This is a genomic window from Micromonospora sp. ATA51 (assembly GCF_016802855.1).
In the GTDB taxonomy this organism is placed as follows: Bacteria; Actinomycetota; Actinomycetes; order Mycobacteriales; family Micromonosporaceae; genus Micromonospora; species Micromonospora sicca.
This window is the reverse complement of the sequence record NZ_JAEVHJ010000162.1, coordinates 1-14,361: the sequence shown is the minus strand read 5'-3', so window position 1 is coordinate 14,361 and position 14,361 is coordinate 1. Positions and strand designations below refer to the sequence as shown.

Here is a 14,361-nt window from a genome sequence, read left to right as displayed (position 1 = left end):
TGGACACCCTTCATCCACCTGTCACGGATCTACACGGCGCGTCGCCCGTTACCCCCCCGGCCTGACCTGCACCGAATTTCCGGTTAACGATCTAGAAGGGATAGAGCCGCCTCCATCGGGCGTCCGGCCCGAGCCGGGTGGGCCGGTCGGTCAGGGCGCGGCCCGAAGCCGGGCCGAAGCGGACACCGCAGCAAACCCTCATCCGGCACTTAAGACCGCCGTCACGGGCCGTTCCTAGCGTGTGCGGGCATGGCGGCACCACGCCTCGTCGCCGTGCTGAGCAGAAACGGGGTACCCATGCCACCGCCACCGACGACCGCCGACCGACCGACCGGGGCCGCCGCCTGGCTGAGCTGCGCCGTGCCCCGCCCGGCCGCCCGGCTCCGGCTGGTGTGCCTGCCGTACGCGGGTGCGGGGGCCGGCGCGTACCGGCCGTGGTCCGCGCTGCTCGGCGACGAGGTGGAGGTGTGGACCGCGCAGCTGCCCGGCCGGGAGCGGCGACTCGCCGAGCCGCCGCTGACCACGATGGACGGGCTGGCGCCGCCGCTGGTGGAGGCGATCGCCGAGCGGGTGCCGGCGCCGTACGCGCTCTTCGGGCACAGCATGGGCGGCCTGATCGGGTACGAGGTGGCCCGCCGGCTGGTCGCCCGGGGCGGCCCGGCACCGCACCGCCCGGTGGTCTCCGCGGCCCGCCCGCCGCACCGCGCCGCGTCCGTCGGCCCGGCCGCAGGCCCTCGACGACGGCAGCCCTGACCGCCTGGCTGCGCGGCCTCGGCGGGATACCCGACGAACTGCTCGCCGACCCCGCCCTGCTGGGGCTGATCCTGCCCACCGTGCGGGCCGACCTGTCGGTGGTGGCGTCTGGCGGCGGCCGACCCACGGGCCGCCGCCGGGCTGCTCGACGACGCCGCCGCGCTCTGCCAGGAACTCGGCGACCGCGCCGAGGAGGCCACGGTCCAGCTGATCGCCGCCCGGCTGCAGGGGCGGCAGGCGCGCCGCGGCGCGGAGGGCGCCGAGCAGAAGCTGCGCCGCTGCGGGGTACGCCTCGACCCCGGCGTGGCCGACGGGCTGACCGCGATCACGCTGCGCGTCCCGGCCGTCGTCATCCACACCCTCGGCGACTTCCGGGTGTTCCGGGCCGGCGCCGTCGTCCCGTACGGCGAATGGCAGTCCAAGGAGGCGCGCGACCTGCTGAAGATCCTCGTCGCGCACCGGGGACGGGCGGTGCCCCGCCCCCGGCTGATGGAGCTGCTCTGGCCCGACGAGTCGCCGTCGCGCACCGCGAACCGGCTCTCGGTGCTGCTGTCCACCCTGCGCCGGGTGCTCGGCACCCGGCAGCGCACCAGCGGACGCGGGCCGGTGCTCGCCGACCGGGGCTCCGTGGCGATCGACCTGGACGTGGTCGACGTGGACGTGGAGGCGTTCCTCACCGCCGTCGAGGAGGCGCAGGCCGCGCAGCGCACCGGGCATCCGGACGCGCCCCGGCTGCTGACCCGGGCCGACGAGCTGTACGGCGGGGATTTCCTCGCCGACGACCCGTACGAGGACTGGGCGCAGTCGTTGCGGGAGGAGGCGCAGGTGGCACACACCAGCGTGCTGCGCGCGCTCGCCCAGCACGCCCCGGACACCGACCAGAAGCTGGTCTACCTGATGCGGCTGGTGCACCGCGACCCGTACGACGAGGACGCCCACCTGGAGCTGGTCCAGGTGCTCCGCGCGGCGGGCCGGCACGGTGAGGCGCAGCGGCGCTACCGGGCGTACGCCGAGCGGATGCGCGAGTTGGGCATCACCCCGGCCGGCGGTGCGGTACCGGCGACCGTGAACCCGGTCGCCCGGCCGGGCGGCTCCGCCGGTGGGCTCCGGCCCGACCGGTCGGCCGGGCTCGGACCGCGCAGCGCGCTGCGGCGCGCGCCGACCGACCTGCCGCGGACCTGGTCGACGGAGTTCGGGCCGACCCACCGGCAGGCCGCGATCCCGTCACCCCGCACGGGCGGCGTCGTCGGCCGTCCCTCATCGACCACCCGGCGTGACCTCCGTCGAGGACGGCGCCCGTGGCCACGCCGACGGCGGCGCCGAGGGACCGCAGGAGTCGATGTCGGGTGACCGGCATCGGTCCACCGTAGAGGCCGCGGTCAGCCCAGCTGGTCCGGCAGCAGCGCCAGCGTCGGCGGTAGCTGCGAGTGCAGCGGCGTGGGCAGGTCGTCCCGGGTGTGCCAGCCGAGCCGGTCGAACTTGTGCGGCTCGCCGATGGCGACCGTCGCCGGGTCGACCCGGACCGCGAACACCACCGCCACCCAGTGCGACGGCGGGTCGTCACGCAGCACGTTGCGGACCCCGAGCAGGCTGATCTCCAGCGGCGTGGTCGCGTACTCCTCGCGGACCTCGCGGGCGACGGCGGCCTCGAAGGTCTCCCCGTACTCCAGCGCGCCCGCGCCGGTGTCCCAGGTGCCGGGTTCGTCGCGGGCACCGGCGCCGCGCCGGGCGAGCAGCAACCGGCCCGCACCGTCGTGGCAGACGAAGACGCAGGACACCGAGGGGGTACGCGGGGAGCGGTCGGACATCCGGCCATTCTGCGCCACCGCGGACTGTTACCTGCCGGTTACCCGGCTGCGAAGCCGCTGTGGCACGGCGCGCCGACCGTCGAGTCGGGACCGCTGGAGCAGGTCCCGCGACATCGACAGGGAGGGCACGATGAAACTGAGGAGAGCGCTGGTAGCGCTGACCGTGGTGCTCGGCGGGCTGCTCGCCGGGACGGGGGGCGCCGCTGCGGCGACCACGCCGTACTGCGGGATCACCTGGGGCAGCACCGCCAAGTCGGGCGGCGCGCTGAGCGGCGCCCCACTCGCGGAGGTTCGCGCCGGGCGGCACGACTGCTGGGACCGGGTGGTGTTCGAGTTCGCCGGACCGGCGAACGGTTTCTCCGTCGCGTACGGCGAGACGTGGACCGAGGGGCAGGGGCTGGCGCTGTCGCCGTACACGGCGGGCGGGGCGCTGCTGCGGGTCTCGCTGCGGGCCCCGGCGTACGACGACAGCCACGTCGCCACCGTGCCGTACCGCACCGGTGACCACGCGATCAACGTGCTGGGCTATCGGACGCTGCGGGACGTGGTCTTCGGCGGCAGCTTCGAGGGGTACACCACCTTCGCCGTGGGCGTCCGGGCGCAGTTGCCGTACCGGGTGTTCGTGCTGACCGGTCCGGGCTCGCACAGCCGGGTCGTGCTCGACGTGGCGCACCAGTGGCAGCAGTGACCATGCCGGTGATGAGGGCCGGTCGCCCTCATCACCGACCGTTGCGCCAGGGTCCCGCCGCGTCGCGCCGGAGCTACCCTGAGGTCGTCATGGAGGGCCGCGTGCTGGTCGTCGAGGACGATGCCTCCATTCGGGAGGTCACCGCCCTCGGTCTGCGCCGGGCCGGGTTCCGGGTCGACACCGCGGTCGACGGGCCGACCGCCCTCGCCGGCTGGCGGGCCCGGCCGGCCGACCTTATTGTGCTCGACGTCATGCTGCCGGGCCTGGACGGCTTCGAGGTGTGCCGGGAGATCCGCCGGACCAGCCAGGTGCCGATCCTGATGCTCACCGCGCGCACCGACACCATCGACGTGGTGGTCGGGCTGGAGTGCGGCGCCGACGACTACCTGCGCAAGCCGTTCGACCTGCCGGAGCTGGTGGCCCGGGTCCGCGCCGTGCTGCGCCGGGCGGTCGCCCCGGCCGAGGAGACCACGGTGACCGCCGGCCCGCTGGAGATCGACCCGGCCCGCTTCGTGGCCCGGAAGGCGGGACGGGAGCTGACCCTGACCGCCACCGAGTTCCGATTGCTGCTGGAACTGGCCCGCCGCCCCGGTCAGGTGTTCACCCGCGAGCTGCTGCTGGACCGGGTGTGGGGGCACAGCTACCTCGGCGACTCGCGGCTGGTGGACGTGGCGGTGCAGCGGCTGCGGGCCAAGGTGGAGGACGACCCCGGCCAGCCGGCGCTGATCCGGACGGTCCGCGGCGCCGGCTACAAGCTGTCGACGGGGTGACGTCGTGGCCGGCCGCGTACCCCCGGGGCGTCTGCGGCGCCGGCTCGTCGTCGCGTTCGTACTGGTCGCCGGGGTCTCCGCCGGGGTGCTGGCCGGCGGCTCGTACCTGATGCTGCGGCAGGCCCGGTTCGACGGCTCGCTGCAACGCGCGGCCGCCGACGCCCGCTACCAGCTGGTGCTGGCCGGGCAGTTCCTGCCGCTGACCGACGCCCGCCGGGCGGACCTGCTGGCCAGCTTCGAGGGCAACGGACGGCACGTGCTGCTCGTCGCCGGGGACACCGCCGCGTCGAACCCGCGGTACGCCCCGACCCCCGGGCGGGACCTGCGGGCCGCGGTCGCCGCCGGGCAGCTCGGCTACCAGCGCTCCCCCGCCGACGCCGGCCGCACCTGCTCGTGGTGGGCGGCCGGATCCCCGGCTCCACCGCGGAGCTGTACGTGGTGACCGTGGAGGACGACCTGGCCGACGGCCTGGGCCAGCTCCGGACGGCGTTGGTGGTGGGCTGGGCGGCGGTGCTGCTCCTCGCCGCGGGGGTGGGCAACGCCCTGGCTCGGCGCACCCTGGAACCGGTGGGGCGGGCCAGCCGGGCCGCCCGGGCGGTCGCCGAGGGCCTGCTGGACACCCGGCTGCCGGTGCGGGGCCGGGACGAGTTCAGCGCCTGGGCCGCGTCGTTCAACGAGATGGCCGAGGCGCTGGAGACGAAGATCGAGGCGTTGTCCCGGGCCCAGGCCCGGGAGCGGCGATTCACCGCCGACGTCGCGCACGAGCTGCGTACGCCGGTGACCGCCCTGGTGGCGGCGGCGTCGCTGCTCGCCGAGCAGCTGGACGCGCTGCCCGCCGACGCCCGCCGGGCCGCCGAGCTGCTCGTCACGACGTGGTCCGAGGCCGACGATGGCGATGGCCGAGCTGGTCAGCACCTTCGAGATCTCGCCCCGGCTGGCCCGCCCGATGAAGATGACGCCGAGCACGGCGAGCAGAATCGGTGCGATCTTGCTGGCGAAGAAGGTGACGACACCCTCGGTGTCGATGCCCTTGGGCGCCGGCTCGGCGAGTGGAGTCGACGCCAGGGTGTGGAGCGCGTGGTGGACGGCGGACGACGCCGTCCCCAGGAGCTCGATGGCGATCACTGGAAACCTCCCCATGACGCGGCCGGCGACGCCGCGGTGGTGCAGTAGTCAAGCCTGGCGGGATCGGTGCTCACTCTGCGCAGCGTCGGCGACGCTGCGTTCGTTACTCACCACGCAGAGTGGTGAGCTTTGGGGGAATTTCTCCCGCTTCGGCCCTCCCTCCAGGCTTCGCCATCTCGATGCTGGGCAATTCCAAAGCGTACGGCCCGGCCACCTTTGCGACAACCCGCGAAGAGTCGGCCCGATACGACCCGGACGACCGATCGTACACCTGTTCCAATCGGCATGTCAGGACCGTTGCGGGCGGTCCGGGGCCGGGTCGGCGGAGGCGCTGTCGGCGACCGGTACGGTCTAGTCGTGACCGATCTGGTACGGGCCCAGGCCCCGGTGGTGATGGGCGTCCTCAACGTCACGCCCGACTCCTTCTCCGACGGCGGCAGATACGCCGATCTCGACGCCGCGGTCGGACACGGAGTGCGACTGTGCGCGGCCGGTGCGGACCTGGTGGACGTGGGCGGGGAGTCGACCCGTCCCGGCGCCGACCGGGTCGACGCGGAGACCGAGAACGCCCGGGTGCTGCCGGTGATCCGCGAGCTCGCCGCGGCCGGCATCCCGGTCAGCATCGACACCAGCCGGGCCCGGGTGGCCGAGGCGGCCCTCGCCGCCGGCGCCGACGTGGTCAACGACGTCTCCGGGGGCCTCGCCGACCCGGACATGGCCCGGGTGGTCCGCGACGCCGGCTGCCCCTGGGTGCTGATGCACTGGCGGGGGCACTCCCGCGAGATGCGCGACCTGGCCAGCTACACCGACGTGGTCGCCGACGTCCGGGCCGAGCTGGGTCAGCGCGTGGACGAGGCGTTGGCCGCCGGGGTGGCCGCCGACCGGATCATCGTCGACCCCGGGCTCGGCTTCGCCAAGACCGCCGCGCACAACTGGGAGCTCAGCGCCCGCCTGCCGGAGCTGCTCGAACTGGGCTTCCCGCTGCTGTTCGGGGCGAGCCGCAAGTCGTACCTGGGTCAGCTGCTGACCGGCCCGGACGGCGCGCCCCGCCCGACCGCCGAACGGGAGGCGGCCACCGTCGCCACCAGCCTGCTCGCCGTCGCCGCCGGCGCCTGGGGGGTCCGGGTGCACGACGTCCGCGCCACCGCCGACGCGCTCGCCGTCTGGGCCGCCACCGGCCGCCCCCACCTGGTCGCCGGTCCCACCGGGAACGACGGCGGCGACGGCGGCGGCCCGGCGCCGAAGCGGGCCGGCCGGCGGGGCCGGCGCGGGGAGAGGACGCCCGATGACCGACCGGATCGAGCTGACCGGGCTGCGGGCGCGCGGCCGGCACGGCGTCTACGACTTCGAGCGCGCCCAGGGGCAGGAGTTCGTGGTCGACGCGGTGCTCGAACTGGACCTGGCGCCGGCCGCGCGCTCCGACGAGGTGACCGACACGGTGCACTACGGCGAGCTGGCCGAGCGGCTGGTGGCGGTGATCACCGGGGAGCCGGTGAACCTGATCGAGACGCTCGCCGACCGGCTGCTCGCGGTCTGCCTCGCCGAGCCGCTGGTCGGCGCCGCCACGATCACCGTGCACAAGCCCGAGGCGCCGATCCCGCACGCCTTCCGGGACGTTGCCGTCACGATGCGGCGTACCCGGTGACCCGGGCCGTGCTGTCGATCGGCAGCAACCTCGGCGACCGGCTCGACCACCTGCGCTCGGCGGTGAACGCGCTCGGGGACGCGGTGCGGGTGGTCTCCGGCGTGTACGAGACTCCACCATGGGGGGACACCGCGCAGCCGGCGTACCTGAACGCGGTGGTGCTGGTTGTGGACCCGGCGGCGACCGCGTGGGACTGGCTGGCGCGGGCCCGGGCCGCCGAGGCGGCGGCCGGCCGGGTCCGCGACCCGGAACGCCGGTTCGGGCCGCGCACCCTGGACGTCGACGTCGTCACGGTCTGGGACGACGCGGGCCGGCCGGTGCTCAGCGACGACCCGGAGCTGACCCTGCCGCACCCTCGCGCCCACCTGCGGGCCTTCGTGCTCCGGCCGTGGATCGACATCGAGCCGCACGGGCGACTGCCCGGCCACGGCTGGCTGACCGACCTGCTCAACGCCGAGCCGCTGGCCGGGGACGCGCTGGAACTGAGCCCCCGACCGGATCTGGCGTTAGAGTCGGACGCATGACCCACTGGAGCCGGACGGCATGAGCCAGGCGCAGTTCCCGCGCGACCCCGACCGCTTCCGGATGGGTCCGACCCGGATCTCCACCCTGGTCGTGGCCGCTCTCGCCGCCGCCGCGGTGGCCTGGCTGCTGATCAGCAGCTTCTACTACGACGTCGCGCCGAACCTGCCCTGGCTGCCGGTCGTCACGCTGGCCGCGCTGGCCGTGCTGGAGGGGTACGCGGCGGTCAACACCCGGGGCCGGATCGAGCGCCGGCCGGGCCGGGACCCGGTCAACCCGCTGCTGGTCGCCCGGTTCGTGGTGTTGGCCAAGGCCTCCGCGCTGGCCGGGGCGATCTTCGCCGGCTTCTACGCCGGGCTCACCGCGTGGCTCTTCGTCGAGCGGACCAACGCGGCGGCCGGCGACCGGCCGGCCGCCGGCGCCGGGCTGCTCGCCTCGCTCGCCCTGGTGGCCGCCGCCCTCTGGCTGGAGCGGGCCTGCCGGGTGCCGGAGCAGGAGGACGACGAGGATCGCGAGCCCGGCGACCGGGAGACACCTCGCGGCCGCCTCTGATCAGGGGGTTCCCACCACCCGCGCCCGCAGGTACCGTGCCTGGCGACCGGAAGCAACGGCCGCCGCCGGTCCGCCCGTGCGTCGGGCCGGTCGGCCGGCGACGTGGGAGGCGCGGGTCATGACGTACGACGAAACGGGCCGGGATGGGCCGGCGGAGCCGTCGTCGGGGGTGCCCGCCGCAGTGCTGGAGAACGTCTTCGACGACCCTCTGCACGGTGAGCCCGGGCGGGACCGGATCGCCGTCCACGTGGTCTGGGAGTTCGTGCTGCTGGCCGGGCTGGGCGGCATGGCGTACCTGCTCTGGCGGGAGAACGCGGACGCGCTGCGCGGCGACGGCCTGAAGTCGCTGCTCGTCGACGTGGTCGCGCTGGGCCTGCTGGCCCTCGCCGCCGGGCTGAGCCTGCGCGCCGCCGCCGTCAACCTGGCGGTCGGCCCGGTCGCGGTGGCCGCCGCGCTGCACTTCGCCGAGCAGGGCGACCATGGCCTGCGGGAGGCCCTCCTCCCGGCACTGGTGGTGGCCGCCGTGGGCGGCGCGGCGCTCGCCCTGGCGGTGGTGGTGCTGCACGTGCCCGGCTGGGCGGCCAGCCTGGCGGGCGCGGCCGGGGTGATCGTGTACATCGAGCGGCGCGCCGGCCCCGTCGCCGTGCAGGGCACGTACGACCCCCGGGGCATGGCCGTCAACCTCTTCGCCGGGTTCGCCGCGCTGGCCGTCCTCGGCGGCCTGTTCGGCGCGGTCAAGGCGATCCGCCGGCTGGTGGGCCGGTTCCGGCCGGTCGTCGACCCGGCCCGGCGGCGGGGCGGCGTCGCCGCGACGGTGGCCGCCCTGGCGCTGGTCGGCTCCACCGTGCTGGCCATGCTCGCCGGGGTGCTGATCGCGGCCAACGGGACCGGCCCCGTGGCGCCCACCTCCGGGCTGGACTGGTCGATCCTGGCCGTCGGCACGGCGATGCTCGCCGGCACCAGCGCGTACGGCCGGCGCGGCGGGATCCTCGGCACCCTGATCGCGGTCACCCTGGTGGTGGTCTTCCTCGCCTGGGCGCAGGCCCGCGGCTGGACGGTCAGCCGGTGGGCCGTCGGCGGGGCGATGCTCGGCACCGGGCTGCTGGTCACCCGGCTGGTCGAGACGCTCGGCCGACCGCGGGCGGTCACCGGCGAAGCGTTCGAGCGGGCGCCGGCCGGGGACGGCACGATCAGCACGGGCTGGGCGCTGTCCCGGCCCGGCCCGGTCGACACCTGGCCGTCGGTGCTGCCCGTGCAGGCCCCCGAGACCACGGTCGACCCGTGGGAGGCGCACCGCTGGGAGACCGGCCCGCAGCGCTGGGACGCCGACGACCGCTGACCGGGCCCCGTCCGGCGGGCCGAGCCTGATCTCGCCGGTTAGGCTCGGCGGCATGACCGAATCTCCTGCCACCGGCGGCCGTACCTTCGACCAGCTCGACCAGCTCTCCACCGAGGAGCTGCGCGAGCAGGCGTTCGCCCTGGCCCGGGAGCGGCACGACGTCAACTTCTTCTGGACGGTGCTGCGGCACCTGCCGAACGCGGACGAGGCCGCCGTGCTGGACGGGGCGCCCAACTCGATCGGGCCCATCATCGATGAGGCCAACGCCCTGTGGCGCGAGCTGACCGGGCACGGTTACGAGGAGGCCGCGCCACTGCTGCGCGCCGCCTTCATCGACTACCTGCTGAAGCACTGACCCGTCCGGTGGCTGCCCGCCGGCTGGCGGGGGTGGCCCGTGCGCGCAGGTTTGCCCGGCGGCGCGGGCCGGGAACTGACCGCCCCATGGCCCTCACCAACCGCCCCCGGACCGTCAGCGGCTACGGCACCGCCGCGGGCACCGGCACCCTGGCCGCGCTGCTCCTGGTCGGGGTCGGCGGCAGCCCCGCGTACGTGGGGTGGGTCCAGGCTCACACGGACCCGAACGGCGCGGGCGGCTGGTTCCTGCGGCTGCTGGCCTGGCCGGCCTGGCGGCTGCACTCCGACGACCCGGCGCACGGGGTGTTCGCCACCGACCTGCGGGCGGTGCTGATGGTGATCCTGGCGGCGGCGCTCCTCTATCTGCTGCCCGCCTCGCAGGTGGCCCGGGTGCAGGGCTCGGTCAGCCAGTTCTTCTCCGGCTGGGCGGCGTACGTCCTGGCGGGTGGGTTCACCGGGCTGCTCGCCGCGCTGCTCGGCCCGGACGGGTCGCTGCTCGCGGCCTTCCAGGCGGCGAGCACCGGCGCCACGTACGGCTTCTTCGCCGGCTGGATCGTCGGCGCCGCCAGCCTCGGCGGCCGCGCCTGACCGCGCCCGCCCCCGTCGCGGGGGCCGCGCTCGACGCCGGAACCGCCGGGCGAGGCCCGGTCAGCCCGCCATGGCTCCCAGGGTCAGCACCCGGTCCCGGCTGAGCAGCCCGACCGGGCGGCCGTCCTCGGTGACCACGGCGTGTTCGGCGGCCGAGGTGAGCAGCACGCCCAACGCGTCGTACGCCGACCCGCCGAGCGGCACCGCGGGCAGGTCCGACCCGTCGTCCGCCGGTAGCGGGTCGAGCACCTCCCGGGTGACCGGGGTGACCGCCAGCCGGCGGATGCCCCGGTCGGCGCCGACGAACTCGCGGACGAACGGCGAGGCGGGCGAGCCGAGGATGGCGGCCGGGGTGTCGTACTGCTCCAGCCGGCCGCCCTGGGAGAGCACCGCGATCCGGTCGCCCAGCCGGACCGCCTCGTCCAGGTCGTGGGTGACCAGCACGATCGTCTTGCGGACCTCGGCCTGGAGCCGGAGGAACTCCTCCTGCAGCCGGGTCCGGACGATCGGGTCGACGGCGGAGAACGGCTCGTCCATCAGCAGCACCACCGGGTCGGCGGCGAGCGCCCGGGCCACCCCGACGCGCTGCCGCTGACCGCCGGAGAGCTCGTGCGGGTAGCGGCGGCCGAACTGGGCCGGGTCGAGGCCGACCAGGTCCAGCAGCTCGTCGACCCGCCGGCGGGTCCGCTCCCGCGGCCAGCCGAGCAGGCCGGGCACGGTGGCCACGTTCGCGCTGACGGTCTGGTGCGGGAAGAGACCGACGTTCTGGATCACGTACCCGATGCGGCGGCGCAGCCGGACCGGTCGACCCGGGTGACGTCGTCGTCGCCGAGCAGGATCCGGCCAGCGGTCGGCTCGATCAACCGGTTGATCATCCGCAGCACGGTGGACTTGCCGCAGCCGGACGGGCCGATCAGCACCGCCAGCTCCCCGGCCTTGACCTCGAGGCTCAGCTCCCGCACCGCCTCGGTCCCGTCCGGGTAGCGCTTGCGGATGCCCTCCAGGGTGATCGAGGCCGCGCCGTGTCCGGCGTCGCCGCCGGCCTGCGGGGTAACGTCCACCTGTGTCCCTCCACCTGAGCTACCGGGCCGAGCCGGAGAACCCGTGGTTCTCCTGGCAGTACGTGCGGGACAACTCTGACACGATCCTCACCGCGCTGCGCGAGCACGCCTCGCTGACCGCCCGGGCGGTGCTGATCGCCGCGGTGGTGGCGCTGCCGCTGGCGGTGGCCGCGTACTGGTTCCGGTCCCTCGCCGGGCCGATCCTGGCTCTCACCGGCGTGCTCTACACGATCCCCTCGCTGGCGCTGTTCGCCTTCCTCGCGCCCTATCTGGGCATCGGCGTGCTGACCGTGCTCAGCGTGGTGGTGCTCTACGCCCTGCTGGTGATCGTCCGCAACGCGGTGGCCGGGTTGAACCAGGTGCCCCCCGAGGTCCGCGAGGCCGCCGAGGGGATGGGGTACGGCCGCTGGGGCCGGCTGTTCCGGATCGAGCTGCCGCTGGCCCTGCCCGGCATCCTCACCGGCCTGCGGTTGGCCACCGTCTCCACGGTGGCCCTGGTCACCGTCGGCGTGGTGGTCGGTCGCGGCGGCCTCGGCCAGCTGATCTTCGCCGGCTTCCAGAACAACTTCTACAAGGCGCAGATCATGACCGGCACGCTGCTCTGCGTCCTGCTCGCGCTGGTGCTGGACCTGGTCCTCGCCGGGGTCGGCCGGCTGCTCACGCCGTGGCTGCGCGGGCGCGTCTCATGAACGCGATCGAACAGGCCGTGCGTTGGCTGAACGACCCGCTGAACTGGACGAACCCGGGCGGCATCCTGGACCGGCTCGGCGAGCACCTGAGCATGTCCGCCGCGGCGGTGCTGCTGGGCTGCCTGGTGGCCTGGCCGCTCGGGCTCTGGCTCGGGCACACCGGCCGGGGCGGCGGCGGGGTGCTGCTGATCTCCAACGTCAGCCTGGCGATCCCGACCCTGGCCCTGCTGACCATCCTGCCGTTGACCTTCCTCGGTTTCGGCCGCCGTCGGTGGTGGTCGCGCTGGCGGTGTTCGCGGTGCCACCGCTGCTGGCCAACGCGTACACCGGGGTGCGGCAGGCCGATCCGGAGGCCCGGGACGCGGCGCGTGGGATGGGCCTGTCCGGGGGGCAGCTGCTGCGCCGGGTGGAGCTGCCGCTCGCCGTGCCGTACCTGGCCGCCGGCTTTCGTACCGCCGCGGTCCAGGTGGTCGCCACCGCGGCGCTGGCGTCCTTCGTCAACGGCGGCGGGCTGGGTCAGATCATCCGGGCCGGCTTCGGGCTGGACATCGCGGCCGGTGGCGGCCAGATCATCGCCGGCGGCGTGCTGGTGGCCGGGCTCGCCGTGCTGGTGGAGCTGCTGCTCGCGCTGGTCGAGCGGGTGGCCACGCCGCGCCCGCTGCGCCGGGCCCGCGGCGGCGGGGACCGCCGGGCCGCGGACGCCGTCACCGGTGGCGGCTGACCCGCCGGTACGCCCCGGCGGCGCCCGCCGGGGACCGGGTGACGATCCGGTGACGAAGGTCGCCACATGTTGTCGGTCCCCCCGGGCAAGATGTTGGGTGGACCTTGCGGGCGCATCAGTGGACGATCGCCCGTCGGACACGCGGCCGGCCCGGAAGGGTCGCGCCGGGACACGGAAGGCGGGCTTTGATGCGCGCACGTACCAGGCTGGCCATCGGGGCGGTCGGCGCCCTGGCCGCGGCCGGGCTCCTTACCGGGTGCGGCAAGGGCGGTTCGTCCGGCACCGAAGCGCCCGACAAGGGCGCCTCCGGGGCCGGTTGCGCCCCGGTCAAGGGTGACCAGTTGGTCGTCCTCACCGACGACAAGAAGCTCCAGAACACCGACAACGTCCTCCCGGCGATCAGCGCGAAGGCGGCCAGCCCGCAGCTCGTCGCCGCGCTGGACAAGGTCTCCGAGAAGCTGGACACCCCGAAGCTGATCGAGCTGAACAAGTCCGTCGACGTCGAGCGGCAGACCCCGCAGGTCGCGGCGAAGGAGTTCGCCGACTCCAACGACCTGACCGAGGGCATCGAGAAGGGCCCGGGCGGCGCGTTCACCGTCGGCGCGGGCAATTTCAGCGAGAGCCAGACCATCGCCGAGCTCTACAAGATCGCGCTCACCGCGGCCGGTTACCAGGTCAAGGTGCAGACCATCGGCAACCGGGAGCTCTACGAGCCCGCCCTGGCCAAGGGCGAGATCCAGGTCGTCCCGGAGTACGCGGCCACCATGGCCGAGTTCCTCAACACCAAGGCGAACGGCCAGAACGCCCAGCCGGTCTCCGCGCCCGACCTGGACAAGACGGTCAGCGCGTTGAAGGCGGAGGGCGACAAGGCCGGGATCACCTTTGGCAAGCCGTCCGCGGCGCAGGACCAGAACGCCTTCGCCGTCACCAAGGCCTTCGCCGACAAGTACAAGGTGGCCACGCTCTCCGATCTGGCGAGCAAGTGCTCCGGCCAGGCCACCGTGCTGGCCGGCCCGCCGGAGTGCCCGCAGCGGCCGAAGTGCCAGGCCGGCCTGGTCCAGGTCTACGACTTCAAGGCCGGTTCGTTCAGCTCGCTGGACGCCGGCGGTCCGCAGACCAAGAACGCCCTGAAGACCGGCCAGGCAAGCGTGGGCCTGGTCTTCTCCTCGGACGGGGCGCTCGCCGCCAGCTGACCCACCGGTCGCGACGGGCCTGGGTGGCCCGTCGGCGACCGTCCGCGGTGGCGGTCGACGGGTGCCGCGTCCCTGCCAGATCGTGCGTTCGGCCTGTTCCCAGCCGCGGGAACTCTCGGTACTGTGCACAGCCATGCCCGCCCCGGTTCCCCCCGCCGAGAAGCGCACTTCGTCGCTGCTGACCGTCCTGTTCTGGATCGGTGTGGCGCTCGCGCCCATGGCGGCGCTGATCCTCCTGGTGGCCGACGGCAACGGCCCGCTGCGCTTCGGCGCCGTGCTGGCCATCCTGGCCGTCGTGCTGATCGGCCTCTCCATCGCGCTGCGCGCCGAGGGCGGCGAGTCGGCGGGCTCCGAGCACCTGCTCGACGAGGTCGAGCAGGTGCGCCGGGAGTTGCGCGGCGAGATCGTGGCCGCCGCGCAGCGCGGCAACCAGGCGCTCGACCAGGCCCAGCGCGCCCAGGAGTCGATCATCGCGCTGCGGCGCCGGCTGGACGCCGCGGCCGCCGGCATCGCGGCCGCCGCGGGCATCACCGCCCCGGCCGCCGACGAGCAG

14 protein-coding genes and 6 pseudogenes are annotated in these 14,361 nt (G+C 74.8%); 17 read left to right on the top strand and 3 right to left on the bottom strand.

Features of this window, described 5'->3' with window-relative positions; all coding sequences use genetic code 11:
- Nucleotides 1–249 precede the first annotated feature (249 nt).
- Nucleotides 250–753: a thioesterase II family protein gene (locus JNW87_RS22830; protein ID WP_238454375.1), complete on the top strand. Its 504-nt coding sequence runs from the start codon at nt 250–252 to the stop codon at nt 751–753.
- A gap of 303 nt (nt 754–1,056) precedes the next feature.
- Nucleotides 1,057–2,103 carry a BTAD domain-containing putative transcriptional regulator gene (locus JNW87_RS22825; protein ID WP_238454374.1) on the top strand — a complete coding sequence of 349 codons (1,047 nt, stop codon included), beginning with the start codon at nt 1,057–1,059 and terminating at the stop codon, nt 2,101–2,103.
- Between the two features lie 29 nt (nt 2,104–2,132).
- Here the strand turns inward: JNW87_RS22825 and JNW87_RS22820 are convergent, their stop codons facing one another.
- Complete coding sequence (locus JNW87_RS22820) at nt 2,133–2,561, bottom strand: NUDIX domain-containing protein (RefSeq protein WP_109802898.1); 429 nt, start codon at nt 2,559–2,561, stop codon at nt 2,133–2,135.
- Between the two features lie 130 nt (nt 2,562–2,691).
- On the opposite strand from JNW87_RS22820, the gene JNW87_RS22815 reads away from it, so the two are divergent.
- The 4 genes and pseudogenes from JNW87_RS22815 to JNW87_RS22795 all read left to right on the top strand — a co-directional run.
- Complete coding sequence (locus tag JNW87_RS22815) at nt 2,692–3,249, top strand: hypothetical protein (protein ID WP_109802899.1); 558 nt, start codon at nt 2,692–2,694, stop codon at nt 3,247–3,249.
- 89 nt (nt 3,250–3,338) lie between these two features.
- Nucleotides 3,339–4,019: a response regulator transcription factor gene (locus JNW87_RS22810; RefSeq protein ID WP_109802900.1), complete on the top strand. Its 681-nt coding sequence runs from the start codon at nt 3,339–3,341 to the stop codon at nt 4,017–4,019.
- A gap of 4 nt (nt 4,020–4,023) precedes the next feature.
- Entirely contained in the window at nt 4,024–4,461 is a 438-nt protein-coding gene (locus JNW87_RS22805) for a hypothetical protein (protein ID WP_238454373.1), read from the top strand.
- Nucleotides 4,413–4,823: pseudogene (locus JNW87_RS22795) on the top strand (HAMP domain-containing protein); the annotation flags it as partial. The gene JNW87_RS22805 and the pseudogene JNW87_RS22795, both read left to right, overlap by 49 nt.
- Before the next feature lie 75 nt (nt 4,824–4,898).
- Here JNW87_RS22795 and JNW87_RS22790 read toward each other — a convergent pair.
- A pseudogene (locus JNW87_RS22790) lies at nt 4,899–5,144 on the bottom strand (hypothetical protein); the annotation flags it as partial.
- Nucleotides 5,145–5,501: 357 nt separating this feature from the next.
- Between JNW87_RS22790 and folP the strand changes: the two are divergent.
- From folP to JNW87_RS22755, 7 genes and pseudogenes are all read left to right on the top strand, one after another.
- Nucleotides 5,502–6,383: pseudogene (gene folP / locus JNW87_RS22785) on the top strand (dihydropteroate synthase); the annotation flags it as partial.
- A gap of 46 nt (nt 6,384–6,429) precedes the next feature.
- Nucleotides 6,430–6,789 carry a dihydroneopterin aldolase gene (gene folB / locus JNW87_RS22780; RefSeq protein WP_201749478.1) on the top strand — a complete coding sequence of 120 codons (360 nt, stop codon included), beginning with the start codon at nt 6,430–6,432 and terminating at the stop codon, nt 6,787–6,789.
- A complete protein-coding gene (gene folK, locus JNW87_RS22775; protein ID WP_238454376.1) occupies nt 6,786–7,313 on the top strand; it encodes a 2-amino-4-hydroxy-6-hydroxymethyldihydropteridine diphosphokinase in 528 nt (175 codons plus the stop codon). The genes folB and folK overlap by 4 nt, the downstream gene beginning before the upstream one ends.
- A 61-nt stretch (nt 7,314–7,374) precedes the next feature.
- Nucleotides 7,375–7,863 (top strand): DUF3180 domain-containing protein, encoded by a 489-nt coding sequence (locus JNW87_RS22770; RefSeq protein ID WP_201749477.1) that lies wholly within the window; start codon nt 7,375–7,377, stop codon nt 7,861–7,863.
- Between the two features lie 118 nt (nt 7,864–7,981).
- Nucleotides 7,982–9,202, top strand: a complete 1,221-nt coding sequence (locus JNW87_RS22765) for an ABC transporter permease (RefSeq protein WP_109800261.1) — start codon at nt 7,982–7,984, stop codon at nt 9,200–9,202.
- A gap of 52 nt (nt 9,203–9,254) precedes the next feature.
- Nucleotides 9,255–9,557: a hypothetical protein gene (locus tag JNW87_RS22760; RefSeq protein ID WP_109800260.1), complete on the top strand. Its 303-nt coding sequence runs from the start codon at nt 9,255–9,257 to the stop codon at nt 9,555–9,557.
- A gap of 86 nt (nt 9,558–9,643) precedes the next feature.
- On the top strand, nt 9,644–10,144 hold the full coding sequence (locus tag JNW87_RS22755; protein WP_109800259.1) for a hypothetical protein: 501 nt from the start codon (nt 9,644–9,646) through the stop codon (nt 10,142–10,144).
- 60 nt (nt 10,145–10,204) lie between these two features.
- On the opposite strand, the pseudogene JNW87_RS22750 reads toward JNW87_RS22755, so the two are convergent.
- Nucleotides 10,205–11,205 (bottom strand): annotated as a pseudogene (locus JNW87_RS22750) (ABC transporter ATP-binding protein).
- A 2-nt stretch (nt 11,206–11,207) separates the two neighbouring features.
- Between JNW87_RS22750 and JNW87_RS22745 the strand changes: the two are divergent.
- The 4 genes and pseudogenes from JNW87_RS22745 to JNW87_RS22730 form a co-directional block, all read left to right on the top strand.
- The gene (locus JNW87_RS22745) at nt 11,208–11,894 is read left to right on the top strand and encodes an ABC transporter permease (RefSeq protein WP_109800257.1); all 687 of its coding nucleotides are present in this window, start codon (nt 11,208–11,210) and stop codon (nt 11,892–11,894) included.
- Nucleotides 11,891–12,615: pseudogene (locus JNW87_RS22740) on the top strand (ABC transporter permease). Before JNW87_RS22745 ends, JNW87_RS22740 begins: the two are co-directional and overlap by 4 nt.
- 188 nt (nt 12,616–12,803) lie before the next feature.
- A complete protein-coding gene (locus JNW87_RS22735; protein ID WP_109800255.1) occupies nt 12,804–13,808 on the top strand; it encodes a glycine betaine ABC transporter substrate-binding protein in 1,005 nt (334 codons plus the stop codon).
- Between the two features lie 133 nt (nt 13,809–13,941).
- A pseudogene (locus JNW87_RS22730) lies at nt 13,942–14,361 on the top strand (hypothetical protein); the annotation flags it as partial.

Excerpts from the sequence above, each read along its gene's own strand:
- folB (WP_201749478.1), top strand. The coding sequence starts at position 6,430 with ATGACCGACCGGATCGAGCTGACCGGGCTGCGGGCGCGCGGCCGGCAC.
- JNW87_RS22755 (WP_109800259.1), top strand. The coding sequence starts at position 9,644 with ATGGCCCTCACCAACCGCCCCCGGACCGTCAGCGGCTACGGCACCGCC.
- JNW87_RS22810 (WP_109802900.1), top strand. The coding sequence starts at position 3,339 with ATGGAGGGCCGCGTGCTGGTCGTCGAGGACGATGCCTCCATTCGGGAG.
- JNW87_RS22765 (WP_109800261.1), top strand. The coding sequence starts at position 7,982 with ATGACGTACGACGAAACGGGCCGGGATGGGCCGGCGGAGCCGTCGTCG.
- JNW87_RS22830 (WP_238454375.1), top strand. The coding sequence starts at position 250 with ATGGCGGCACCACGCCTCGTCGCCGTGCTGAGCAGAAACGGGGTACCC.
- JNW87_RS22735 (WP_109800255.1), top strand. The coding sequence starts at position 12,804 with ATGCGCGCACGTACCAGGCTGGCCATCGGGGCGGTCGGCGCCCTGGCC.
- JNW87_RS22770 (WP_201749477.1), top strand. The coding sequence starts at position 7,375 with ATGGGTCCGACCCGGATCTCCACCCTGGTCGTGGCCGCTCTCGCCGCC.
- JNW87_RS22820 (WP_109802898.1), bottom strand. The coding sequence starts at position 2,561 with ATGTCCGACCGCTCCCCGCGTACCCCCTCGGTGTCCTGCGTCTTCGTC.
- JNW87_RS22760 (WP_109800260.1), top strand. The coding sequence starts at position 9,255 with ATGACCGAATCTCCTGCCACCGGCGGCCGTACCTTCGACCAGCTCGAC.
- JNW87_RS22815 (WP_109802899.1), top strand. The coding sequence starts at position 2,692 with ATGAAACTGAGGAGAGCGCTGGTAGCGCTGACCGTGGTGCTCGGCGGG.